General features: G+C 38.4%; 17 protein-coding genes. 5 read left to right on the top strand and 12 right to left on the bottom strand.

Translation table 11 applies throughout. The features are described from left to right. Positions 1-15: 15 nt before the first annotated feature. Positions 16-1,638: a bifunctional metallophosphatase/5'-nucleotidase gene (locus JEP40_RS01300; protein ID WP_109408026.1), complete on the top strand. Its 1,623-nt coding sequence runs from the start codon at positions 16-18 to the stop codon at positions 1,636-1,638. Positions 1,639-1,900: 262 nt separating this feature from the next. Here the strand turns inward: JEP40_RS01300 and JEP40_RS01295 are convergent, their stop codons facing one another. The 3 genes from JEP40_RS01295 to sbcD all read right to left on the bottom strand — a co-directional run bounded on the left by JEP40_RS01295 (position 1,901) and on the right by sbcD (position 7,588). Further along, positions 1,901-2,500, bottom strand: coding sequence for a nitroreductase family protein (locus JEP40_RS01295; RefSeq protein ID WP_109408025.1), 600 nt, complete (start codon positions 2,498-2,500; stop codon positions 1,901-1,903). Between the two features lie 130 nt (positions 2,501-2,630). Then, complete coding sequence (locus tag JEP40_RS01290; RefSeq protein ID WP_198622099.1) at positions 2,631-6,359, bottom strand: AAA family ATPase; 3,729 nt, start codon at positions 6,357-6,359, stop codon at positions 2,631-2,633. Further along, positions 6,356-7,588 carry an exonuclease subunit SbcD gene (gene sbcD, locus JEP40_RS01285; protein ID WP_198622098.1) on the bottom strand — a complete coding sequence of 411 codons (1,233 nt, stop codon included), beginning with the start codon at positions 7,586-7,588 and terminating at the stop codon, positions 6,356-6,358. The genes JEP40_RS01290 and sbcD overlap by 4 nt, the downstream gene beginning before the upstream one ends. A 220-nt stretch (positions 7,589-7,808) precedes the next feature. Here sbcD and phoB point away from each other — a divergent pair, with 220 nt between their 5' ends. The 3 genes from phoB to brnQ all read left to right on the top strand — a co-directional run bounded on the left by phoB (position 7,809) and on the right by brnQ (position 11,640). Beyond that, the gene (gene phoB / locus JEP40_RS01280; protein WP_036932936.1) at positions 7,809-8,498 is read left to right on the top strand and encodes a phosphate regulon transcriptional regulator PhoB; all 690 of its coding nucleotides are present in this window, start codon (positions 7,809-7,811) and stop codon (positions 8,496-8,498) included. Positions 8,499-8,521: 23 nt separating this feature from the next. Then, positions 8,522-9,820 carry a phosphate regulon sensor histidine kinase PhoR gene (gene phoR, locus JEP40_RS01275; protein WP_198622097.1) on the top strand — a complete coding sequence of 433 codons (1,299 nt, stop codon included), beginning with the start codon at positions 8,522-8,524 and terminating at the stop codon, positions 9,818-9,820. Positions 9,821-10,296: 476 nt separating this feature from the next. Continuing rightward, positions 10,297-11,640: a branched-chain amino acid transport system II carrier protein gene (gene brnQ, locus JEP40_RS01270; RefSeq protein WP_198622096.1), complete on the top strand. Its 1,344-nt coding sequence runs from the start codon at positions 10,297-10,299 to the stop codon at positions 11,638-11,640. A gap of 68 nt (positions 11,641-11,708) precedes the next feature. Here the strand turns inward: brnQ and ydhT are convergent, their stop codons facing one another. The 9 genes from ydhT to JEP40_RS01225 form a co-directional block, all read right to left on the bottom strand. Next, positions 11,709-12,680 carry a protein YdhT gene (gene ydhT / locus JEP40_RS01265; protein WP_198622095.1) on the bottom strand — a complete coding sequence of 324 codons (972 nt, stop codon included), beginning with the start codon at positions 12,678-12,680 and terminating at the stop codon, positions 11,709-11,711. 25 nt (positions 12,681-12,705) lie between these two features. Further along, the gene (gene phsC, locus JEP40_RS01260) at positions 12,706-13,503 is read right to left on the bottom strand and encodes a thiosulfate reductase cytochrome B subunit (RefSeq protein ID WP_198622094.1); all 798 of its coding nucleotides are present in this window, start codon (positions 13,501-13,503) and stop codon (positions 12,706-12,708) included. Further along, the gene (locus JEP40_RS01255; protein ID WP_109408017.1) at positions 13,500-14,171 is read right to left on the bottom strand and encodes a 4Fe-4S dicluster domain-containing protein; all 672 of its coding nucleotides are present in this window, start codon (positions 14,169-14,171) and stop codon (positions 13,500-13,502) included. The genes phsC and JEP40_RS01255 overlap by 4 nt, the downstream gene beginning before the upstream one ends. 66 nt (positions 14,172-14,237) lie before the next feature. After that, positions 14,238-14,951, bottom strand: a complete 714-nt coding sequence (locus JEP40_RS01250) for a YdhW family putative oxidoreductase system protein (RefSeq protein ID WP_232799113.1) — start codon at positions 14,949-14,951, stop codon at positions 14,238-14,240. A 20-nt stretch (positions 14,952-14,971) separates the two neighbouring features. Continuing rightward, positions 14,972-17,074: an aldehyde ferredoxin oxidoreductase gene (locus JEP40_RS01245; RefSeq protein ID WP_109408015.1), complete on the bottom strand. Its 2,103-nt coding sequence runs from the start codon at positions 17,072-17,074 to the stop codon at positions 14,972-14,974. Positions 17,075-17,127: 53 nt separating this feature from the next. Beyond that, positions 17,128-17,757, bottom strand: a complete 630-nt coding sequence (locus tag JEP40_RS01240; RefSeq protein ID WP_006535141.1) for a ferredoxin-like protein — start codon at positions 17,755-17,757, stop codon at positions 17,128-17,130. A gap of 611 nt (positions 17,758-18,368) precedes the next feature. Continuing rightward, positions 18,369-20,129, bottom strand: coding sequence for a gamma-glutamyltransferase (gene ggt / locus JEP40_RS01235; protein ID WP_198622092.1), 1,761 nt, complete (start codon positions 20,127-20,129; stop codon positions 18,369-18,371). A 301-nt stretch (positions 20,130-20,430) separates the two neighbouring features. Continuing rightward, complete coding sequence (locus JEP40_RS01230; RefSeq protein ID WP_109408013.1) at positions 20,431-21,033, bottom strand: peroxiredoxin C; 603 nt, start codon at positions 21,031-21,033, stop codon at positions 20,431-20,433. Positions 21,034-21,486: 453 nt separating this feature from the next. Next, positions 21,487-22,074, bottom strand: coding sequence for an ACP phosphodiesterase (locus JEP40_RS01225; protein WP_198622091.1), 588 nt, complete (start codon positions 22,072-22,074; stop codon positions 21,487-21,489). 106 nt (positions 22,075-22,180) lie between these two features. Here JEP40_RS01225 and queA point away from each other — a divergent pair, with 106 nt between their 5' ends. Beyond that, the gene (gene queA / locus JEP40_RS01220) at positions 22,181-23,254 is read left to right on the top strand and encodes a tRNA preQ1(34) S-adenosylmethionine ribosyltransferase-isomerase QueA (protein ID WP_198622090.1); all 1,074 of its coding nucleotides are present in this window, start codon (positions 22,181-22,183) and stop codon (positions 23,252-23,254) included. Positions 23,255-23,339 lie beyond the last annotated feature (85 nt).

Raw genomic sequence — 23,339 nt, 5'->3', positions numbered from 1 at the left:
AGGGATAAATTTTAAATGAACCATAAATATAAACTCGTTGCACTCGCAGTAAGCTCAGTCTTATTAGCCGGTTGTGCAAAGAACTACGATGAAGCTAATGTTGTTGATGTGCGTGTTATCGCAATGAACGACTTCCATGGTGCGCTAAAAGCGCCAGGTCCAAACAAACCTGGTGGTATCGAACACATGGCAACATTAATCAAAGAAATGAAGAAAGATAACCCGAACAACATCGTTGTTGCTGCGGGTGATATGGTTGGCGCAAGCCCTCTGTTATCTTCAATGTTCCATGATGAACCATCAATTGAAGCATTATCATTAGCAGGCTTAGAGGCAACTTCTGTGGGTAACCACGAATTTGACAAAGGCATGGGCGAGTTACTGCGTAAACAAAACGGTGGTTGCCACCCAGTAACGGGTTGCCAAGGTCCAACTGAGTTTAAAGGCGCAGATTTCCAATACTTAGCGGCTAACGTTATTGTTAACGAAACTGGCAAAACCTTATTCCCAGAATATGTTATTAAAGAATTCAACGGTATTCCTGTTGCATTCATCGGTTTAACTTTAGAAGGTACTGCGGCTATCGTAACACCTAAAGGAACCGAAGGTTTAAGCTTCCATAATGAAGCAAAAACAATTAACGCATTAGTGCCTCAGTTAAAAGCAAAAGGCGTTCAAGCAATTGGTGTTCTGATCCACGAAGGTGCTGCGCAGCGCCGTGATGGTGGTCCGGTTAATATCAACGCATGTAATGGTATTACAGGTAAAGTACTGGGTGTTGTTGAACAATTAGATCCAGCAATTGACTTTGTTGTTACAGGGCATACTCACCAAGCTTATAACTGTACTATCAACGGTAAATCAGTGACATCTGCACAGTCTAACGGTGCAATGTTAACGCGTATTGACCTGAAATTAGATAAAACAACGAAAGATGTTGTTGATATCGAAGCTCGTAATATCTGGGTTGATAACCGTAAATACGAAAAAGATCCAGCAGTCACTAAACTGTTAGAAGCTTACGAAAAAATTGCTACCCCATTAGCTAACCGCATTATCGGTAAGTTAGAAGGTAATTTAACTAAGCAAACTAACGATGCGGGTGAATCTGCACTGGGTCAAGTGATTGCTGATGCACATTTATATACTGCTAAACCAAAAGATATGGGTGGCGCACAAATCGCGTTTATGAACAGCGGTGGTATTCGTGCTGATATGACAGGTGGTGACGTTTCTTATAACGCAATCTACACTGTACAGCCATTCTCTAACGTACTGTTAACTCAAACATTAACGGGTGAGCAAATCAAGCGCCTGTTAGAACAACAGTGGGATCGTTCACGTCCACAAGTGTTAGCGATTTCAGGTAACTTCCAGTACACATGGGATAGCAAAGCATCTAATGGTAACCGTGTTATCGTTGAATCAATGAAAATTGACGGTAAACCAGTGGATATGAAAGCATCTTACCGTGTTGTGGCTAACGAATACTTAGCAACAGGTGGTAGTAACTTCTCTGTACTGAAAGAAGGTAAAGATCCAGTTTACAGCGTGCCAGATGTTGATGCAGTCGTGAAATACTTTGCTGAGCAGTCTCCAATTGCTCAACCAAAAGCGAATAACATCACACGTAAATAACGTATTTTCATACGCCTTGTGAAAATCGCACCTTTTACTTCGGTAAAGGGTGCGTAAATAAATAAAGAGAGCAAAGTGTTGAACACAAAGGGTCCATCCCTACCTTTGTATTCATTGCGCACTTTGCTCTTTTTTAATTAAAAATGACTGTAAATGGCTTAAATAGTAGTTAAAAAAAAGCCCACAGTGGCTGTGGGCAAGGAATGAAAGTAAAAAAAGAGGGTATTATTTAGGGTCTTTTGTCAGATGTCTGTTCTAACACTTATTTGAAGATTTTAAAGCGTGAATCATCTTCCATATAATTCTTCTCGCCAGCCTCTTGTTCAATTGAACCAAAGACCATTTGAGCTCTTAATTTCCATGTTTTTGGCAGATCCCAAGTTGCATGAACTTCATCATCAATAATTGGGTTGTAGTGTTGTAATGAAGCACCTACGTTCTCTGCTGCTAATGCAGTCCAAACAGAAAGTTGTGCCATACCACTTGCTTGCTCTGACCATACAGGAAAGTTTTCAGCGTACAGTGGGAACTGCTCTTGCAGACCTTTTACGATATCAGTATCTTCAAAATACAAAATTGAACCAGCACCTGCGGCGAAGCTATTAATTTTTGCTTCAGTTGCACTAAATGCTTCTGCTGGTACTAATTTTTTCAGGGTATTTTTAACGATATCCCACAGCTTTTGATGTTGTTCACCAAACAGAACAACAACACGAGATGTTTGTGAGTTAAATGCAGTTGGGCTCTCTTTAACCGCTTCTTTGATAATCGCCGTGACTCTGTCTTCGCTAATTGGAAGTTGATTACCTAAATGATAAATTGTTCTACGTTTTTTCATTAAATCAGTAAATGCGTTAGACATGATGTCTCCTTGATAAATTTAAGCGCTTAAAGCGTGTCTTAGCTTGGGCTAATCTATGGACATACTATAGGGGCTATTGGTGATTTATTGATATATAAAAAATTTAATCAGTTACGTCAAAATATTCGACCTAGTTTTTAACTGCTTGATTTAGATTCTGTTTATCTTCATATCTAAACTCAGGAGCAAGCTGGCTAATACCTAATCCACCGGCTTTCTTCACTTTGATCTGTACCGGAATACGTTCTTTCATGGCTTCTACGTGACTAATCACACCTATAATTTTGCCAGAAGCATTAAGGCTATCGAGAGCATCTAGTGCGATATCTAGCGTATCAGGATCGAGTGTGCCAAAGCCTTCATCTAGAAATAGCGATTCAATCTGTGTCTTATTACTGACTAAATCTGAAAGTGCTAAGGCGAGCGATAAACTGACTAAGAAACTTTCTCCGCCAGAGAGAGTACGTGTATCTCGCAACGCATCTGCTTGCCATGTGTCTGCAATTTGCAGTTCAAGGCTTGCTGGTGTTTTACGTTGTAAGAAATAACGTCCATGCAGTTTTTCTAAACGGCGATTGGCTAAATAAATCAAATGATCGAGCGTTAATCCTTGAGCAAAACGACTAAATTTATCCCCTGAGGCAGAACCCACCAACTCGTTTAAATAACTCCAGTCATCAAAGTGAGCCTGCTGCTTAGCAATATGGCTAAGTAGGCTTTGTTGCTCTTTACGCTTTTCTTCATCAGTTCGCAGTTGCTCTTGAATACGAAATTTTGTCTCTTGTAATTGAGTTATTTGTGTTTCTAACAGCAATAATTGAGCATTAATTTGTTCGATATTTTGCTGTGTTGCCAATAATGGCTGTTGTGATAAATGTTGTTGATATGACTTTTCTTGTGTATCCAAACGTGTTTTTTCTTGCAGTAGCTTATCAAGTCTTTGTTTTTGTTGCTCTTGTAAACGATTTCTTTCTTCGACTGATAACAAGGATACTAAAAATGCATTTTCGTCATCAAAGGGGCTATTTTTTAACGTATTGTGATATTGTTCAATAATGCTTTGTGAAAGTGTATAAAGCCGTTGTAATGATTTTTTGTTTTCTTGATATTGACCAATAAGTTGATTTAGACGAACTTCGAGTTGGTTTTTTTCTTCGCTATATTGCTCAATATGTTTTTGTAATAACTGACTTTTTTGCTCTAATTCATTACGTGCATCTTCAGTGGATTGTGTCCCGAATAAAGCTTGGCGTTGTACTTTCAACTGTTCTTGTTGTTGATGCAGTTGTTTAAAGAGAATTAAAACACTCTCAAATTCTTTTTGAGTTTCAGCTAAATAGCGTTTTCTCTCTTCTTGCGTTAATGACAATTCACGAATTATTTGCAGTAATTCCTGATGTGCTTTTAATGTCGATTGATATTGTTGACTCTCTGTTTTACGCGCACTAAGCCATTGTGTTTTTTCTTCGAATTGGCATAACTGATAGCCTTGTTGCTCAACACGAGATTGGATCTCTTGTGCTAATTGTGTCTGTTGTTGCAGATATTGCGCTGTTTGTTGCTGTTTATTGGTGACTTCTTTTTGTTGTTGAGTAAATTCATTTTGTTGATGAAGAATAGCTTGCTGTTGTTGACTAAACTGCTCCTTAGTATCAGATAACAGTTTGTATTCTTGCTGAATTTTGGTTTCTAATGCGTCATAACTGGATTTTTTTTGTGTTAGTAAAGTCTCTTCTGTCTCAAGCTTCGCTTCTAATTTAGTCAAAGCATCTTCTTCGCAGTCCGCATCAGGCAATGCGTGTGTTTGTGCTAAGATCCGCCATTGTTGTTTTAATGTCGCTATATCTTGAGTGAGTTGTTCACAGTCTTCATTGAGTTTTTTGTTTTGAGCTTGATAACTAGCGCATTGTGTTTTTTGTTCCACTAACTCTATTGTTAATGCATGAACTTGTTGCGTTAAAATATCTAATCGTGTTTTTGTTTCGTCTGGTTTAATTTCTTTATATTTTTCAACATAAGGATGTTCCGTTGAACCGCATACAGGACATGGGTTGTCTTTAACTAAACGTTGTCTCTCTTCTTCGTATTCTGCTAACTTTCGTATTAAGAGATAATTATCATTTAAATCTTTAAGATGTTGTTCTTTCTCTTTTAAAATAATGTCATTTTTGTGGATACTTTCAGTCAGCATAACTATTTTTTGCTGATTTTCTGACTGAATTTTTTTATGTTGATGTTCTGTTTTTATCGCTCTCTGTAATTGGGCGTATAATCCCATTAGTTTGGCGAGGGCATTTCTTTGTTGTGATATTTGCTGTAAACGAGAGGGGATATCTGTAATTGCATCAGCTTTATTTTGTTGCTCAAGTTGTGTTTGTAACTCTTTTAATTGCTGTTGCTGTAAATTGAGACTGTGCTGTTGTTGCTCTAGTGCTTTAGTTGCTTTTTCTAAGGCGAGTTTGAGAACGTGTTCTTTTTCTTGCTCTGTATTTTCACTCTTTTGGCTAATAAGATATTTTTCAGTGACTTCATCATATTGCTCAAAATAGCGTTGCCACAAAGGTAGATTTTCAGCAAGTTGAGCATAAGTCGTATGTTGGCTTAAATAATCATTTAATTCACTGGCTTGTTTTTGTGATGTTGTTAGTTGGTGTGCTGTTGATTGAATTTTTTCCAGATATTCTGATTGTGTCTTTTCGAGTGCATTTTTTTGTTGTGTTTTTGCTGAAATATCTTGTTGTAGCAAGGCTAATTGATTATCTAATGGCGCCACTTTTTCACGAATAAGTTGTAATATTTGCTGTTTCTTCTCATCGTGTTGTTTAAATGTGTCACGTGCTTCGATTAAATGCTGATTAATGGGTTGGCTTTGCTGCTCAATAAGCTGTTTTTCTGCTTTTAGTGCTGAGAGTTGTGACTCAATATAGGCTTGTTCTTTTAATAGGCGATTTTTTTCATCATAAATTGGGCGAATTTTCTCTGCAGGCTCGCTATTTTCAAGTCGTTGAATATCAGGTTTTGCAGCAACTAATGCTTCTTGTGCTAAGTTAACCTCAGTTTGCGCTAGCGCTTTGTTTTTATTGAGTTCAATTTCTTTTTCTTGCCACTGTTTTGCTACTTGATATTCCTGTTGTTCTTTTTGTAATAGGCTTTCTTTGGCAAAAAGATCTGTTTGTTCTGTTAATAAAGCTTGGCGGGCATTTTCATCTAACAATGCCATCATTTCAGCCTGTTGCTTGAGTGTTTTTAACGCTTGCTCTTCTTCACGCCAATGTTTAAAGATTGATTGGGAAATATGACGATAAATATCTGTACCAGTGAGTTCTTCGAGTAACTCTGCGCGAGATTTGTCATCTGCATTAAGAAATGCTGCAAATTGTCCTTGTGAAAGCAACATTGATTTAGTAAATCGGTCAAAATCCAGCCCTGTAATATTAATGATCATCTCTTTTACTTGGCTTATCTTACTCGCTAATATTTTGTCTTCACCTCCAGTGATATCTATTTTGACGAGTTCAGCCTGTGGTGCCTGAAGATTGCCATCTTCTTTATAGTTAGCACGGCGTTGCTCCCAAAATGCACGATAAGGGATACCTTTGACTTCAAATTCAACTTCCGCCAAACATTCCGCAGTATGGCGTGTCATTAATTCATTTTGAGATTGTGTGACTTTATCTAATCGTGGCGTTCTATGATAAAGCGCTAAACTAATGGCATCTAAAAGGGTTGTTTTTCCCGCACCGGTAGGGCCTGTAATCGCAAACAATCCGTTGCTAACAAAAGGCTCTTGGTTAAAGTTAATTTTCCATTCACCTTTTAAGGAGTTAATATTTTTAAAGCGCAGACTTAAGATTTTCATTTTGCTTCGTTATCCTCTTGTTCTGCCATTTCAACTGCTTGTTTAAACAATGTGGTTAATCGCGTTTTAGTTTCTTCGGAATCAAACTTATGCTGTTCTAAACGTCTTTCAAAAACATCATAGACCGTTAATTCTGTCAGTGTTTCTTTTTCATTTTTAGTGAGAATTTGGCGTTGTTTTCTGGATCTTCTTAATAAAACCACATCAAAAAGTGGGTCGTTAGTTAGCTCTTGAATTCGAGTTTGTATATCACTGAGATAATCTTGTGTAGAAACTTCGATATCCAACCAGATGGTTGTATCTGGTTCAGCATATTGTTTTTTTAAATTTTCAAGCTGTGTGGCTATTTCCTTTAATGAGCCTGTAATTGTGCGTAATAGCTGAAATTCGGGAATAGGGAGTAGCGTAAGCTCGGCTAATTTATCTTGCTCAAAATTGATGAGGCAGACACTTTTTTGTTGCCCACTTTCATCAAAACTCAAAGGAATAGGCGAACCACTGTAGCGAATATGTCCTGATTTATTCACCACTTGAGGACGATGAATATGGCCAAGAGCAATATAATCAAATTCAGGAAACAGGGTTGCAGAGAAGGCTTCTAAAGTACCAATATATATTTCACGTACAGAATCGGTCACACTTGCACCAATCGTTGTTAGGTGACCTGTCGCAATAATAGGGATCTTGACGTTCAATTGTTCACGTAAATCAAAAGCTGCTTGATATTGAACTTGATAATAATCAGCAATCGCTTCTTTTAGGGCGTTTTGTTTTTCAGCACCGGATTGCCCACTTCGGCTAGTTATCATATCTCTAGGACGTAGATAGGGGATTGCACACAGTAATGCTCCTGGTGCGTTATCTTTTTGACGAAGAATTAGCGGTGCTTGTGGTGTTTCGGTATGAACATTGGCAATAACAGTGGTATTTAAACACGCCAATAGTGATTTAGATTCATTGAGTGTTGCGACAGAATCGTGATTGCCACCTAAAATAATCAATTGGCATTGTGTGTCTCTCATTGCAACAACAAAGCGGTTATACAGCTCTCTGGCATAACTTGGGGGCGAACCAGTATCAAATATATCACCAGCAACAATTAGGGCATCGACTTGATGAACCTTGATTTGTAATAATAGCCAATCAAGAAATTGTTGATGTTCTTGTGCGCGGGTTTTAGTGAAAAAATATTGCCCTAAATGCCAGTCTGAAGTGTGAATAATCCGCATTGCTATCCCTCTTTTTTATTTGCTCAGAGTATAGCGCACCTTGCTTTTTTAGTGAAAACTCAACAATAAGCCTTTTTTTTGAGCCATATCTCACCGAAAAATGATTTATTTACCTTAACAACACAGTGGTATTTCAGTAATGTTAAGGTTAGTCATAAATCTGTCATAAAACTGCATCATAATCATTTTGACCCTCTATATACATTACACAGGATAGAGTATGGCAAGGCGTATTCTTGTTGTTGAAGATGAAACCGCAATTCGAGAGATGATCTGTTTTGTTTTAGAACAAAATGGTTTTCAACCAATTGAAGCAGAAGATTATGATTCTGCATTGAGTTTTCTTATCGATCCTTACCCTGATCTGGTTTTATTAGATTGGATGATCCCCGGAGGCTCCGGTTTACAGGTAATAAAACAGATGAAGCGAGAAAGTAATACTCGTGATATTCCTATTATTATGTTAACGGCAAAAGGGGAAGAAGAAGATAAAGTCCAAGGCTTAGAAACGGGTGCTGATGATTATGTTATCAAGCCCTTTTCACCTAAAGAGCTTGTCGCCCGTGTGAAGGCGATTTTACGGCGTTTATCACCAATGTCAGCGGAGGATATCATTGAATTCAATGGATTAGCACTTGATCCCGTTTCTCATCGAGTAACTAGTCAAGATAAGCCGATTGATATGGGGCCTACCGAATTTAAACTTCTGCACTTTTTTATGACACATCCTGAACGCGTGTATAGCAGAGAACAACTGCTAAACTATGTTTGGGGAACGAATGTTTATGTCGAAGACCGTACTGTGGATGTGCATATTCGTCGTTTACGTAAAGCCATTGAAGAAGATGGTCATGACCGAATGATACAAACAGTACGTGGAACGGGATATCGCTTCTCTGCCCGTTTCTAAGTCAATATGGGAGTAATCGTCAGGTGTTAGAACGACTATCATGGAAAGCCCTCGTTTGGGGGCTATGTCTATTTTGCTTACCTGCCTTTGTATTATCGCTTTTTATCGGGCATCTTCCTTGGTTGCTGGTGGCATCGCTACTCAGTGCGCTTGTGTGGCATGCTTATAACTTGATGAAATTGTCTAAATGGTTATGGTTAGATCGCTCTGTATTACCACCTGAAGGAAGAGGGGGATGGGAGCCTATTTTTTATGGAATTCGACAAACACAGAAACGCAATCGTAAACGACGTCGAGAATTAGGAGACTTAATTAAGCGCTTTAGAAGTGGGGCTGAAAGCTTACCCGATGCGGTTGTAATGATGACAAATGAAGGTAATATTTTTTGGTGTAACAGCTTAGCTCAACATCTATTAGGTTTCCGATGGCCGGAAGACAACGGGCAAAATATTTTTAATTTATTACGTTACCCAGATTTCTTACACTATTTTACCGCAGGCGATTTTAGTCACCCTTTAACGATTTCTCTTAATAATAGCTCTATTGTGGAATTTCGCGTGATGCCATACAGCGAGGATCAGCGTTTAATGGTGGCGCGAGATGTGACAGAAAAAAATAAACTAGAAAATGCACGACGTGACTTTTTTGCCAATGTGAGCCATGAATTAAGAACACCTTTAACCGTTATTCAAGGCTATCTCGAAATGATGGAAGAAAATAGTGCAGAAAACCCCGCAGAACATAAAGCGATAATGACAATGCAGGGACAAGCTAAACGGATGGATACGTTAGTAAAGCAGCTCTTACAACTTTCCCGTATTGAATCAGCCCCTCATATCGATTTAAATAAAATTGTTGATATACCTGCTATTTTAGCCTTATTACAACAAGAGGCAAACTCGTTAAGCCAAGGCCAGCATCACATTACCTTTGATATTGATGAACACTGGGCTGTACGTGGTAATGAAGAGCAGTTGCGTAGTGCCGTTTCTAATTTAGTCTATAACGCGATTAATCACACAGAAGAAGGTACTACAATAAAAGTCAGTTGGAAAAAAATTCCTCAAGGTATGTTATTTAGTGTCTCTGACAACGGTTCAGGGATCAGTGCTGAACACTTAACACGTTTAACCGAACGTTTTTATCGTGTTGATAAAGCACGCTCTCGCTATTCTGGTGGTACAGGATTAGGGCTGGCAATTGTGAAAAAATCACTGCTTCATCATCATTCTCAATTGAATATTGAAAGTAAAGTTGGAAGTGGAAGTACGTTTTCTTTTATTTTGCCTCAAACCTTACTATCTGCTCAAAAAACACACTAATCAGCTTTTCTATTTAAAGCCTTTATCACAGAACGTTTAATCAGTGATAAAGGCTTTTGTCTCTATCACTTTTCTCGATGTCAATAAAAACTAATATCGTAGCGTTAAATTTTAATATTATTAATTAATAAGAACTTTAAATATTGCTGATGACCAATATTATTGGTGATAAAATGCACAAATCATATCATGTATATTCGGTGATATATGATAGTTATAACTAGCGCTGAAAAATAGTTTAGATGATTATTCTGGTTTTTGGATTGGCTATTGCCTTTTTTCATTATAAAAGTTTTACTTGTGCCTAGTTATCGGCGATTTTTTCTATTTGATACCTAATTGCTCTGCATGAAATGATTATATATGGATATTATCCTGAATAATGATGATATGAGCTCAAATAGATATTGTTGATTTTATGTTGCGCCATCTTGGCGCTATTTAACCATTATTGTAACTACATATTAACAAAACTTATGGCACATAGATTAACTTCCAGAGATATTCTGGCATTAGGGTTTATGACCTTTGCCCTTTTTGTCGGTGCTGGCAACATTATTTTTCCTCCCATGGTGGGATTACAATCCGGTGAATTTGTTTGGACAGCCGCAATTGGCTTTCTTATTACTGGTGTTGGTTTACCTGTATTAACCATTGTTGCATTAGCTAAAGTCGGTGGTGGCATTGAAGCATTAAGCACACCTATTGGTAAATCAATGGGGCTGTTATTAGCAATTGTTGCTTATCTTGCTGTTGGCCCTCTTTTCGCAACACCACGTACTGCAACCGTCTCTTTTAAAGTGGGTATTGCTCCTTTAGTGGGTGATACTGAAATGTCATTGTTGATTTATAGTATTGTCTATTTTTTAATTGTTATTGGTATTTCGCTTTATCCGGGGAAATTACTAGATAGCGTTGGCCATATTTTGGCACCGATTAAAATTTTGGCATTAGCGGTATTAGGTGTTGCCGCAATATTTTGGCCTGCTGGTGGTGCTATTCCTGCTACTGAAGCTTATCGAGATATGGCATTAACTCAGGGCTTTATTAACGGTTACCTCACCATGGATACATTGGGGGCTATGGTTTTTGGTATCGTGATTGTTAATGCCGCTCGCTCTCGAGGTATTGATAATTCATCACTATTGACGCGTTACACTATGTGGGCGGGAATTATTGCAGGTATATTATTAACTGCGATTTATTTGAGTTTATTTAAATTAGGCTCTAGCAGTGGCAGCATTATTCCGGGTGCACAAGATGGTGCTGATATTTTACATGCCTATGTTCAATATACGTTCGGTAACTTTGGTAGCTTCTTCTTAGCCGTACTGATTTTCTTAGCCTGTATGGTGACAGCTGTCGGGTTAACCTGTGCATGTGCGGAGTTCTTTAGTCGCTATTTACCTATCTCTTATCGTACATTGGTGTTGATTTTAGCGATATTCTCAGCTGTTGTTTCAAATTTAGGATTGAGCAAACTGATCGCGTTTTCTATCCCTGTGCTGATTATGATTTATCCACCTTGTATTGTGATTATTTTAATGAGTTTCACATTACGATTGTGGAATAATCCAAGCCGTATTATCGCACCTGCAATGGCGGTTAGTTTGTTTTTCGGTATTTTTGATGCCATTAAAGCCTCTGATTATTTGAAGCATTTATTACCAGAATGGGCGACAAAACTGCCGTTAAGTGAGCAAGGTTTAGCTTGGTTGATCCCAGTATTAGTGACGATTGTTGTCTGTGGCATTTACGATAAAGTGGCAGGCTCACAGAGTAAAAAAGTGATCCATACTGAAGCTATCAATAAGCAATAAAGCACATTGATTTGAAAAGTAAAAAGGGAAACGAAAGTTTCCCTTTTTACTGGTATATTTTTGAGATATTAATTAATAGAAGTAGAGCTCTGTTTTATATCCGCAATAGGATGCTGATCTTCATCTAAATAGTAATGAACTCCAGCGACAATATTATCTTCACCTTCATAGAAGATCTTAAAACGAGTACGATTGCCATCATGATAAGCAATCACAGCACTACCGCCTTTTCCTAAGCAGAATTGATGAAGATGACCTGTTGAGATACAAATACTGTTGTCACCAGATACCGTGACTTTACAGTTATCGCCTGTATTAATTGCAACAGAGTGTTTTCCAGTAACATTGATTTGCGCTAAATCACCTGTATTAGTGACTTTTGCTCGATCTTGAGAAGCTGTAATAAAGTTACGCATACCGCTATTGGCGATATGAACACCATTGCCTGAGGCATAAATTTTGACATCATTGCCACTATTACAAATGCGAGAGCGTCCACCTAAACTACCAATACGACACTGATTACCCGTATTGCATACTTTTCCTGCAAAACCCGTATTCATTAATTGGTTGCTATAACCAGTGTTGGAAATGCTGTTTTCATCACCAGAAAAAGCCACGATGTTATTATTACCACACAAAGCGAGATCTGTGCTTAATTGCTGGCTTTTTAAGATCAATTGATGCCATTCGGTAGAAAATTGAATATTTTCAGAGGTTGGCAAAGTATTGTGATAGGGCAGACGTTGTAATGTCACGCCTTGCTGTTGCTCATTGCCGAGCAGGAACAAGATGTTTTCCATCACTTCTTGTTCCTGTTTGGCAAAGGATGCTTCACTAAAATGACGTAAATAAATATATTGAATAAAGCTTTCTATCCACTGTGTACGGCGCTGTTTTATTAACTCACTATGAATAGCACTGTAAGTGCCTCCATCAGGAAAATAACGTAAAAACCAACGATAAAGCGAAGTTGAAACATGCAGTTGTCGTAAGTCTTCTTTTGTTAATCTGATATCTTCCTTTGAAGGGACTGACATATAAGCTCCTTAATCCATGTATTAATTAGTGTCTATGGTAACCGTCAACCATACTGCGAAATGTTTGGAATGGTGTTTTTCCTGTTGTACACAGATAAAGGTGACCAATGATAAAAAAGACACTACATACAGCTAATATTTGGTGTGCAATTAATAACCAAGCTTTAAACATTACGGCATCAGCAGGAATAAACGCTGGGTTTTGAAGTAAAACACCCGTTATCAAAAGCAGTGGAACTAACGCATACATCACACCTAAATAAGCCATTTGTTGCAGTGGATTAAACTTAACATTAGGTGTTGCTGGGAAGGGATGGCCTTCTCCTTTGATAATACCGTAGAGATAAAAACGAGTTTGCATAAAGGCGCGTTGAAACCAGTTTTTGCTATCAATGCGGTAAAACTTGCCATTACCACCAACAAGATTAATAAGAACAAAGGACAACCAGCAAACCAAGAGTAGATAACCACAGATTTCATGCACACTGACTAATAACGCGGTATCGTGGGCTGAAAGTAGGGCGAAATGGTTAATGCCACCACTTAGAAGTAACAGAATAAATAAAGAGGCATTACTCCAGTGCCACAAACGAACAGCTTTAGAGTAAAGATAGAGTTTCTCTTCTTTATGCGATTCACCATGAGGTGTGGCAAAGCGATAACGTAAAAAACCATGCAGTGCGAGAACAAGTAGCATGCCAATAAATAATACGCCTGCAACAATGAGCCAAAGAGGTAAATAGTCAGGTGTATAGATTAAAACATACTCTTTTAGTGCGGCTTGGAACTGAGCACTGTCTGGCATTGTATTGACGATACTCATACTTTACCCTCCTCTTGAACATGAGGCCCTACACGGCGATAGAGATGGGGCTTTCCTACACCATCAAGTTGATAAATATAATAATCGTGTGTTTTAAGCCATTCTTGAATTTGAGGGCTGTCTTCTCTACCAAATAACAAGGCATTTTGTGGACAAGCACTCACACAAATTGGTGGGAAACCTTTTTGTAATCGAGATTCAAGACAAAAATCACATTTATCAGCAACATGTGTCACAGGGTTAAGATAACGTACTTGGTATGGACATGCTGATATACAGTAGCTACAGCCAATACATTTCTCTTTATCTACACGCACAATGCCGTTGGTTTCATCACGCCAAGACGCACCTGTAGGGCATACAGGAATACAAGGAGCGTCTTCACATTGCTGGCAAGAGTGTCTAAAGAAATGGTACTTATCGTTGTCTTCTTTTAGGCTCAATGGAATATGAGCAATATCCATTCTTGCCATTCCAGTTGGAACTTTATTTAATCGACGGCATGCAGTGGCACAAATATTACAGCCATTACAAAGTGTCTCATCATGGATCATGGCGTAACGGATTGGTTTCTTTTCAGCAGTTGCTGCAAGTGCGCTTCCTAATGGCGCACTGAAAAAAATGACCGATCCCATGCCTGCTACAAATTTACGGCGAGAAACACGCATTATTTTTGCTCCTCAGTCTGATGATGTTGTAATACCCACATGACATTTCGTGGATAAGATAGAACGTTAAGGATTTTCATGTTGTTCTACCTCTATCCATTCAGTTAAGCCTCGTGCTTTGCCATAACTCATTAACGTATTGCTAAAGAGATAAGGGGCATCGTTAGATGCTAAAACTTGCTGAATATCTTGAAAGTCAGGGTGGTTTTTCATCAGTGTCAGCGCATCTTCAATCTCTGAAGCCGTGTAATGAAAGGGTTCAGACATCAACATGCTTTGTTTCAATGGACGAGGATAGGTTTCGCACTCAAATCGAACAACACCTGCAATTGCGGTGCAAATATCAGCGTGACGATTTAATAATTGCAGTTGTGCGAAGTTATCTGACATAAATTCATCAGAGTAAAAATAATCCTCACCATTGAGACTTAAATGGGCGATATCAATAAACTCGTCGCTTTTTAACGCGGTTTCTAACTGCACAATATCTTCTTTAGTCAGAGAATAGGGCGCATCATACAGCGTTGAAATAGCTAGCAGTTCACCTTCTTTTGAACATTGACGTATTGCATTCGCTAGATGTTGTTCAGCAGATAATTCTGCGATTTCTTCAACTTGTTCTTCCTTAAGCGCCGTTGTGGTGTTAGCACTGCGTCCAACACCTGTTTCTGATAGTGGCAGTAGCCAACGGCGACGAGAAATATCAGGTTGCTCTAACGCAATATCTGCATCATCAGCAATATCGGGTGGTATAGAAGCTGATGCATTTTGTTCTATCATCATTATCTCCTTTTTACCGATTAACTTGGTAATAAACCACGAGATGCTAAATCGTCAGCAATATCTTGCAATCCAAGGCGAACCAACGTTTCTTTTGTTGGGCAACCTAACTGCGGATCCCAGCCCATTTCTTCATAGAACATGGTGAGAGAAAGCTGCATATCTTCTCTGTCCATTTTATCTGTACCTTCAGTAAAGACAGGAATATCAGGATCTTTATCGAATACCCATGAGCAAATTTGGTCATGTTCGTTACGCATATCCATGGTATTCATTAATTTAACGGTATAAGCACGGTGTAAAGTGAAGATACGCTCCGAAGCTAAATCCAGATCTTTAGAGGTTGTCGGTTCACCTGTAATAGCGGTAAAGAATTTAGCTTCCATTTCTAAGTCGCCACGATAATTGCGGCTTTTATGAGGTGAAACCGTCATTGGCCAGACCCAGTTACATAAAGTGACTGCATCATGTAAGCAACTACGTAAAATTGTCCATTTGGTGTAAGCAATTTTTGCTTTATTGATTGGTGTGTAGTTTTTGGTTTCATCAAAGGCATCACCAGAACCAAATAGCTCACCCGCAATCTCTTTTTGCAGTTTCAGAGGTAAACCACTGCCAATATAGTTGATATGGGTATGTGTCATCGCATCGCGGTTAAACATACAGTTAACGATAGAACCGACTTGGGCAGAGGCTTCATTGGCATGATGAATAGGGAAACCCATTGGTGACCAGAGTTTATTTTTCTTGTTCGCCCAATACTCTTCACCTAAGTTCCAGCGTTGTGCAATTAGGTAAGAGCCATCAGCTAGGTGACTAAATTCACCTTTACGATGTGCTAAGCGATAATAGAAATCTTTGATAAATTCAGGATTGCCTTCTTCAAGCTTATCCCAAGGAATATCATTATATTCCTCTTCAGAAAGAACGCGTTTAAAAACACCGTGCGTGTAGCAATAAGTGAAGTCACGGTGAAGTTGGCCGTAGTTGCACCATAAACCCATATCATCAAAAATATTAAGACCCACTAAGTTACCAACAACGTTACCATCCCCTTTTTTCTCTACATCTTTAGGGCCATTAGGGAAGATAGTTGTGTGGACAAAGTTAGCGACACAAGTGTTACCACCTGTTTGTGGCACACCAAATTTTTTCGCTTGTGGAACGTTAAGTTGAGCCATACAACGGATAGGGCAAGAGTGACATCCCCCCATTTTCACAGTATATTCTTCTGCTTCAGGGCCTAAGTCGAAGGTGGACTTCATGGTTCTGAAGCCGACAGTATTGATATCACCTGGAGGAATTTCACCTGTTTCAATTGGGCCACCTTCAGCAGCTCCCCAATACAGTCCTTTACGTGCAGTCCAACGAGAGCCTGGATCTGAATATTCAGCCCAAGATTGTGGTGTACTTGGTACAACGTGGTTGTTATTAGAGCCAATTAGTTGCGTCATCATGTAGTCGTTAAGCTCTTTTAATGCTTTACGATCAGCAACGTTAACGCCACGACTACCTTCTACCACAATGGCTTTTAATTTTTTAGAACCTAATACGGCACCCACACCAGCACCACCACTGTGGTTACGGCTATTAATAATGCCAGATAAAGGCACGAGGTTTTCACCTGCGGGGCCAATGGTTGCAACACAAGCTTCTGGGCTTGTTTGAGCACATAACTCTTCTGTGGTTTGACGAACGCCTTTACCCCATAAGAAAGAGGCATCTTCAATAGAAACTTGGTCATCATCAATATGGATCCAAACAGGCTTATCTGATTTACCTTCAATAATCAGAGAGTCGTAGCCTGCAAATTTCATCCATGCTGCAAAAAAGCCACCCATATGAGCATCAACAACAAGATTGCCACGAGTAAAAGTGGAAAGAGAGGTGATATTGACGCGAGAGCTACAAGGTGCACCTGATCCAGTTAAAGGCCCCACAGCGAAGACAACTTTGTTTTCTTCATCAAAAGGTTTAACTCCAGGACCAACTTCGTCATACATAATTTTATAACCAAAGCCCATACCACCAATTAAGGATTTAAATTTACTTGAGCTTTCACGAGTGATGGCACCGGTAGTTAAATTGATTCTTAGAATATTTCCAGTCCAGCCGTTAATCATAATATTGCTTCCTAATCTAAATGTGGTTCAGTGATGTGATTGTATGGATTTTATTAAACAGTAATTTCTTTCCATTCAATGATTTGCAACGCACCTGTTGGGCACGCTGATGCACACTCACCACATAAATTACATTTGCCGGATTTTTTAGTTTGTGGATTGACAGTTGCCATCATCCACGGGCAAGCCGTTGTACAGGCAGCACACCCAATACAGCGACGTGTATCTACGACAATACAGCCAAACTCTTCTTGATAACGGATAGCTTTTACAGGACAAACCTTCATACATTCCGGATCTTTACATTGACGACAAGTATCCGTTGTAAAGTTTAAATCGCCATAAAGCCCACCACCGGAGCCAATACCTTTATCACCAAAATAGAAATGGCGATGAATTTTTGTTCGAGAGAAGAAGGAACCAACACTTCCATCATTCCATGTTGTACATGCTGTCTCACAACGGTGGCAGCCTGTACAGCGTGCTCGATTAGTGACTAAAACGCCTTTAGGTGTTGTGGTTAATTGAATGATGCCGCTGTCTATTTCTTCTTGCTTACAACCTAAAAGAGAAAGCAATGCGGGTGCTATAGTGATCCCTGCAAGCCCTTTACCGGATATTCGCAGAAACTCTAGTCTTGATAGCCCAATATCTAATATTGGACGATGATGTGTATCAGACATTAATATTTATCTCCGCTTAACTAATTTAATAAGAAATAAGTTGTGATGATAAATTATTTATTTATCCGCTTGCCTTACCGTTATATAAAAAATATAATAACGATATCATTAAGGGATACATTATAAATTTCAACTCTTTTTATGAAAAAAATATATTATGATGAAATGTTAAATATTTGTATTTACAATGTGTTATCTCCACTTTTTACGTATTTTTATTATCCTCTTTGATAGTGTGGGTATTAATAAATTAATTCTGTGACTGCTATCATAGAAATAAAAATAGCGAGTGTTATTAATTTAATTTGATTAAATGATTATTATTTTTATCTGTAATTAAGAAAGAGAATAAATACCATTTATATATATTCTATTATTGAAATTAAATTAAAAGTTATTTGCTCTTATATTCTATCTAATATTATTTCTTTAATAATAAATTGATATTTGATGTTAATTATTTATTTAATCAAAAATTGATATTGATTATTATTAATAGAATAATATATGAATAAATTGTAAAACCGTGATTAGATCATTTTTATAAAAAAAGAAACCTTTTCTAATTAAGAGAAGGTTTCTTTTTTCAGTTATATCATGTGGTTTTATGGTTAGTAACCTACGGCTTTACCTGCTGGGCGACGAACATCATTTGATCCATAAAGATAACCTTCACGTACCGCGCCAGAAACAGCAGAATCATTACCTGATGATGTAGGGATAACACCCTCTTCTCCTGGAAGCCCAACCATAATAAGTTCAGCAGCTCCCCATGGGGTTTGTTCTACCATTTTATATCCCATGGCAGAGAGTTTTTCTAAAGTGTCTTTTGATAATCCTCGTTGCTCATAATAAACCTCATCTGGTAACCATTGATGGTGAATACGAGGGCTATTAACCGCTTCTTGTGGGGACATACTAAACTCGATGATATTAAGTGCCGTTTGTAAGGTGATTGAGATAATACGTGAACCTCCCGGTGATCCTAAAATGAGGAAAGGTTTGCCTTCTTTAGTCACAATAGTTGGACTCATTGATGATAGTGGGCGTTTTAATGGTGCAATGCTATTGCGTTCGCCTTGTACTAAACCATAGAGATTTTTTTCACCGACTTTGGTTGTAAAATCATCCATCTCATTATTGAGAAAAAAGCCTGTGCCAGGGGCAATAACAACAGCACCAAAACGACCATTAATGGTGTAAGTGGTCGAAACTGCATTGCCATCTTTATCCATAACAGAATAGTGTGTTGTTTCAGGGCTTTCATGAGGCGCAATGCCGGGTTGTACATTTTCTGATAGTGTTGCTTTATTTGGTTTAATTTGTTGGCGAAGTTCAGTGGCGTAGGCTTTACTTAACAACTTTTCTGTTGGGTTTTTAATAAATTGAGGATCACCAAGAAAGGTGTTTCTGTCCATATAAGCATGGCGCATTGCTTCTGTCAGAGTATGAACATATTCAGCGGAGTTAAAGCCCATCGATTTAAGATCGTAACCTTCTAAAATATTCAACGTTTGGCAGATAGTGACGCCTCCTGAACTTGGAGGTGGTGCAGATATAAATTCATAACCTCGATAAGTACAGGTAATAGGTTTGGTTTCTGCGATCGTGAAGTTAGCAAAATCTTCTTGAGTTAACAGACCATTATGTTGTTTCGATGCTTCTTCAACTTTTTTAGGTATTTCACCTTGATAGAATGCATCAGCACCTTGGTTTGCAATTAGTTCAAGTGTATTGGCTAAGTCAGTTTGAATTAGACGATCACCTGGTTGCCATGGTGTTCCATCTGGTTTTAAGAAAATTTTTGCCGATTCAGGATCTCGCTTAAAGCGCTCTGTTGTCGTTTCTAATACATCCGTATCAGCACGCGTTAAAATATAGCCTTCTCTTGCAAGCTTAATGGCAGGTGCCATGACTTCTTGGCGTGAGAGTGTACCGTATTTTTCTAACGCATAATCAAGGCCTTTGACTGTACCGGGTACGCCTGACGCAAGATAACCGTATAAACTGGCATCTTTAATTAAATTGCCTTCTTTATCTAAATACATATTTTTAGAAGCCGAAGTTGGTGCTGTTTCCCTAAAATTAATAAAGGTATTTGTGCCATCAGCAAGGTGTATTGTCATAAAGCCACCGCCACCAATGTTACCACAGCAGGCATTTACCACAGCTTGTGCATAACCAACTGCAACGGCCGCATCAATTGCATTCCCTCCTTTTTGTAAAATACCACTTCCTACTTGAGATGCTAAATGTTGAGAAGAAACAACCATACCATGTTGTGCTTCAACTGCAGGCTCATAGGCTGCATAAAGTGAATGTGAAAAAAGGGCAGTGAGTAACAGAAGGTGAGTTCTTTTTATAATAATCATTATTATCTCCATTAATAACAGTAAGTTATCTTGAATAGAAACAAGTAAAATAGGAGTGTTATACGCTGTTATTAATATTAATTAACAATTGCGTAACAATAAGTATAGAGAGCGGTTATTAGTGAGGAGATTTTTTTTTGATGTGATGATCACAAAATTCTCTTTAAGCAGGCAAATAATAAGATTATGAATAATTGGTAATGATAATGAGGGAATGATCCAAGAATAGGTAAGTGCTGCAATAATAAATAAAAAAGCCTGTTTTCACAGGCTTTTAGAAATGCTTTAGCTTACTGTTAAATTACAGTTTTCCAGAGTTTGCTTTCAGGTATTTAGCAACACCGTCTGGAGATGCGCCCATACCTTCTTGGCCTTTTTCCCACTGAGCAGGGCAAACTTCGCCGTGTTCTTCGTGGAATTGTAGTGCGTCAACCATACGGATCATTTCATCAATGTTACGACCTAATGGTAGATCGTTAACAACCTGGTGACGAACAATACCTTCTTTGTCAATCAGGAATGAACCACGCAGTGCAACACCAGCTTCTGGGTGTTCAATACCATAAGCTTTGATGATGTCATGTTTGATATCAGCAACCATTGGGTATTTAACTTCACCAATACCACCGTCATCAATAGGGGTTTTGCGCCATGCGTTATGAACAAATTCTGAGTCCATAGAAACACCGATGATTTCAACACCACGTTTTTTGAATTCTTCAAAACGGTGATCAAATGCAATCAGCTCTGAAGGGCAAACAAAAGTAAAATCCATTGGCCAGAAGAAAATAACAGCAGGTTTGCCTTTGATAAATGAATGCAGGTTGAAATCATTAACAATTTCGCCATTACCTAAAACGGCAGCAGCGGTGAAATCAGGGGCTTTGCGAGTAACCAGAACCATAATGTACTCCTGTAAATTGAAAGAGTTTATACTCGTCATATTTCAAGTTGTAGCGTTGTTGACTACGTTCATTCGCACTAGTCACATACTTTTGTATGCTTCCTAGCGACTCATTTACTTGTCGCCTAGCTACACCTCGACTATTTAGAGTAAATTCAGGGGGTATATCCTGTTTTTAAATGATACATACAGCATAAATAATCAATCGCTATTGATAAAGTTAAACAGAACAATCTATTTGATAGATTATAGCTATCAACTTAATACAACAAAGTAGGATTATTTATGACTCCTGTATAACCATTCATTCTAATCAACTTTGAAAATGAATACTATGCTTGTTAACAAATCGTTACGAATAATATGATAAATTGACTTAGCATCTCTTTGATATATCAAGTGTAATCCTATGATATGACAAAAAGATGAAACTCAAAATAGCGTTTAAATGTATCAGTTATCAAGTCGATGATGCTGTGCTCTTTCTAGCAATTGTGGATAAAATTGCCAGAAAATCTCACTTAATTCATCATAATGAGTTTCAAGTGCAATATAAGAGCCGGCTAGCGCACTTAATCGTGGCCTTCTTCTCGCCATTCCTTTTAATGTTTGAGCAATATAAGCTTTATCAGCGTAACGAATTAACCAAGATTGTGACCACAAATATTCGTTGAGTTCTTGGAATTTTTCAGGTGTTTGCCATAAATCGGGCTCAATAATATTTCGTGTTTTAGTGATAAATTCAGTTAAAGATATGTTTGATTCGAATTGAGCCCAATTCAAGGATAGGAAGTGATCCCAAAAAATATCTAAGGTTATAGGGGCGACTCGGCGATATTCAGCAGGGAATAACAGACGTGCTTGTTTAACTAACGGGTGAGAATCAGTGAGCACATCGATGCGCCTATGCATACGAATGCCCTCAATAACAGCTTGGCTGTAATCAGAGCTAGGCGTACCTTTGACGTAATCTGCCATCATATTGCCTAATAAAGAGCTTTTTGCTCTAAAGGCCAGATGTAAGTGAGCGAGATAATTCATTGCATCATCATAGCGCTTTTTGAATAAAAAAGGGCTTCTTTGTTGCACTGATAAGCTGGCAGCACTAGACTAGTCCGCCTGTTTTTATGAAAGTAGTCGTTTAATTATGCGTGTATCAGACTTTACATTTGAATTGCCAGAAGCCTTGATTGCTCACTACCCACAACCTCAACGCAGTGGTTGTCGTTTGCTCTCTTTAGACGGTGAGACTGGTGCTTTATCACACGGTATTTTTACCGATGTGTTAGATAAAATAAATACCGGTGATCTGCTGGTTTTTAATAATACTCGCGTGATCCCTGCGCGTATTTATGGACGTAAAGCGTCAGGCGGTAAAATCGAAGTGTTAGTTGAGCGTATGCTTGATGAACATCGTGTGCTTGCCCATGTTAGAGCCTCTAAATCGCCGAAAGAAGGCGCAGCTCTCGTATTAGGTGAGGATGAAAGTGTACAAGCAACTATGGTTGCACGTCATGATACGCTTTTTGAAATTCGTTTTGATGACGAAAGAGATATTCTCACTATCCTGAATAGCATTGGGCATATGCCTTTACCTCCTTATATTGATCGTCCTGATGAAGAATCGGATAAAGAACTTTATCAAACGGTCTATAACGAGCGACCAGGTGCTGTTGCTGCGCCTACTGCGGGACTACACTTTGATGAACCATTACTTCAAGCCTTAAAAGAAAAAGGTGTGGAGATGGCATTTGTCACACTGCATGTTGGTGCAGGGACTTTCCAACCCGTGCGTGTTGATAACATTGAAGAACACACAATGCATTCTGAATACGCAGAAGTACCACAAGACGTGGTTGATGCTGTATTAGCGTGTAAAGCGCGCGGTAATCGTGTGATTGCGGTAGGTACAACTTCTGTTCGTTCATTAGAAAGTGCCGCCAAAGCAACAAACGATGCCTTAATTGCTCCTTTCTTTGATGATACTCAAATCTTTATTTATCCGGGTTACCAATACCAAGTTATTGATGCGTTGATTACTAATTTCCATTTACCCGAATCAACATTAATCATGCTGGTTTCTGCTTTTGCTGGGTATAAAAATACCATGAATGCTTATAAAGAAGCTGTTGAGCAAGAGTATCGTTTTTTCAGCTATGGTGATGCGATGTTTATTACGCGTAACCCTTTAGCTATCAATGAAAAAGTCGGACAAGAATAAAGATTTATTATTCTTTTTAACGATTTTCTTCATTTTATGAAGTGTTATTTCAATTTTATGGCTTAATCTCTTTGATTAAGCATGT

Source organism: Proteus vulgaris, assembly GCF_016239305.1.
GTDB classification, from domain to species: Bacteria; Pseudomonadota; Gammaproteobacteria; order Enterobacterales; family Enterobacteriaceae; genus Proteus; species Proteus vulgaris_C.
The sequence above is the reverse complement of the archived record's forward strand: the minus strand, read 5'-3'. Positions and strand labels throughout refer to the sequence as shown.

Excerpts from the sequence above, each read along its gene's own strand:
- JEP40_RS01300 (WP_109408026.1), top strand. The coding sequence starts at position 16 with ATGAACCATAAATATAAACTCGTTGCACTCGCAGTAAGCTCAGTCTTA.
- JEP40_RS01295 (WP_109408025.1), bottom strand. The coding sequence starts at position 2,500 with ATGTCTAACGCATTTACTGATTTAATGAAAAAACGTAGAACAATTTAT.
- JEP40_RS01290 (WP_198622099.1), bottom strand. The coding sequence starts at position 6,359 with ATGAAAATCTTAAGTCTGCGCTTTAAAAATATTAACTCCTTAAAAGGT.
- sbcD (WP_198622098.1), bottom strand. The coding sequence starts at position 7,588 with ATGCGGATTATTCACACTTCAGACTGGCATTTAGGGCAATATTTTTTC.
- phoB (WP_036932936.1), top strand. The coding sequence starts at position 7,809 with ATGGCAAGGCGTATTCTTGTTGTTGAAGATGAAACCGCAATTCGAGAG.
- brnQ (WP_198622096.1), top strand. The coding sequence starts at position 10,297 with ATGGCACATAGATTAACTTCCAGAGATATTCTGGCATTAGGGTTTATG.
- ydhT (WP_198622095.1), bottom strand. The coding sequence starts at position 12,680 with ATGTCAGTCCCTTCAAAGGAAGATATCAGATTAACAAAAGAAGACTTA.
- phsC (WP_198622094.1), bottom strand. The coding sequence starts at position 13,503 with ATGAGTATCGTCAATACAATGCCAGACAGTGCTCAGTTCCAAGCCGCA.
- JEP40_RS01255 (WP_109408017.1), bottom strand. The coding sequence starts at position 14,171 with ATGCGTGTTTCTCGCCGTAAATTTGTAGCAGGCATGGGATCGGTCATT.
- JEP40_RS01250 (WP_232799113.1), bottom strand. The coding sequence starts at position 14,951 with ATGATAGAACAAAATGCATCAGCTTCTATACCACCCGATATTGCTGAT.
- JEP40_RS01245 (WP_109408015.1), bottom strand. The coding sequence starts at position 17,074 with ATGATTAACGGCTGGACTGGAAATATTCTAAGAATCAATTTAACTACC.
- JEP40_RS01240 (WP_006535141.1), bottom strand. The coding sequence starts at position 17,757 with ATGTCTGATACACATCATCGTCCAATATTAGATATTGGGCTATCAAGA.
- ggt (WP_198622092.1), bottom strand. The coding sequence starts at position 20,129 with ATGATTATTATAAAAAGAACTCACCTTCTGTTACTCACTGCCCTTTTT.
- JEP40_RS01230 (WP_109408013.1), bottom strand. The coding sequence starts at position 21,033 with ATGGTTCTGGTTACTCGCAAAGCCCCTGATTTCACCGCTGCTGCCGTT.
- JEP40_RS01225 (WP_198622091.1), bottom strand. The coding sequence starts at position 22,074 with ATGAATTATCTCGCTCACTTACATCTGGCCTTTAGAGCAAAAAGCTCT.
- queA (WP_198622090.1), top strand. The coding sequence starts at position 22,181 with ATGCGTGTATCAGACTTTACATTTGAATTGCCAGAAGCCTTGATTGCT.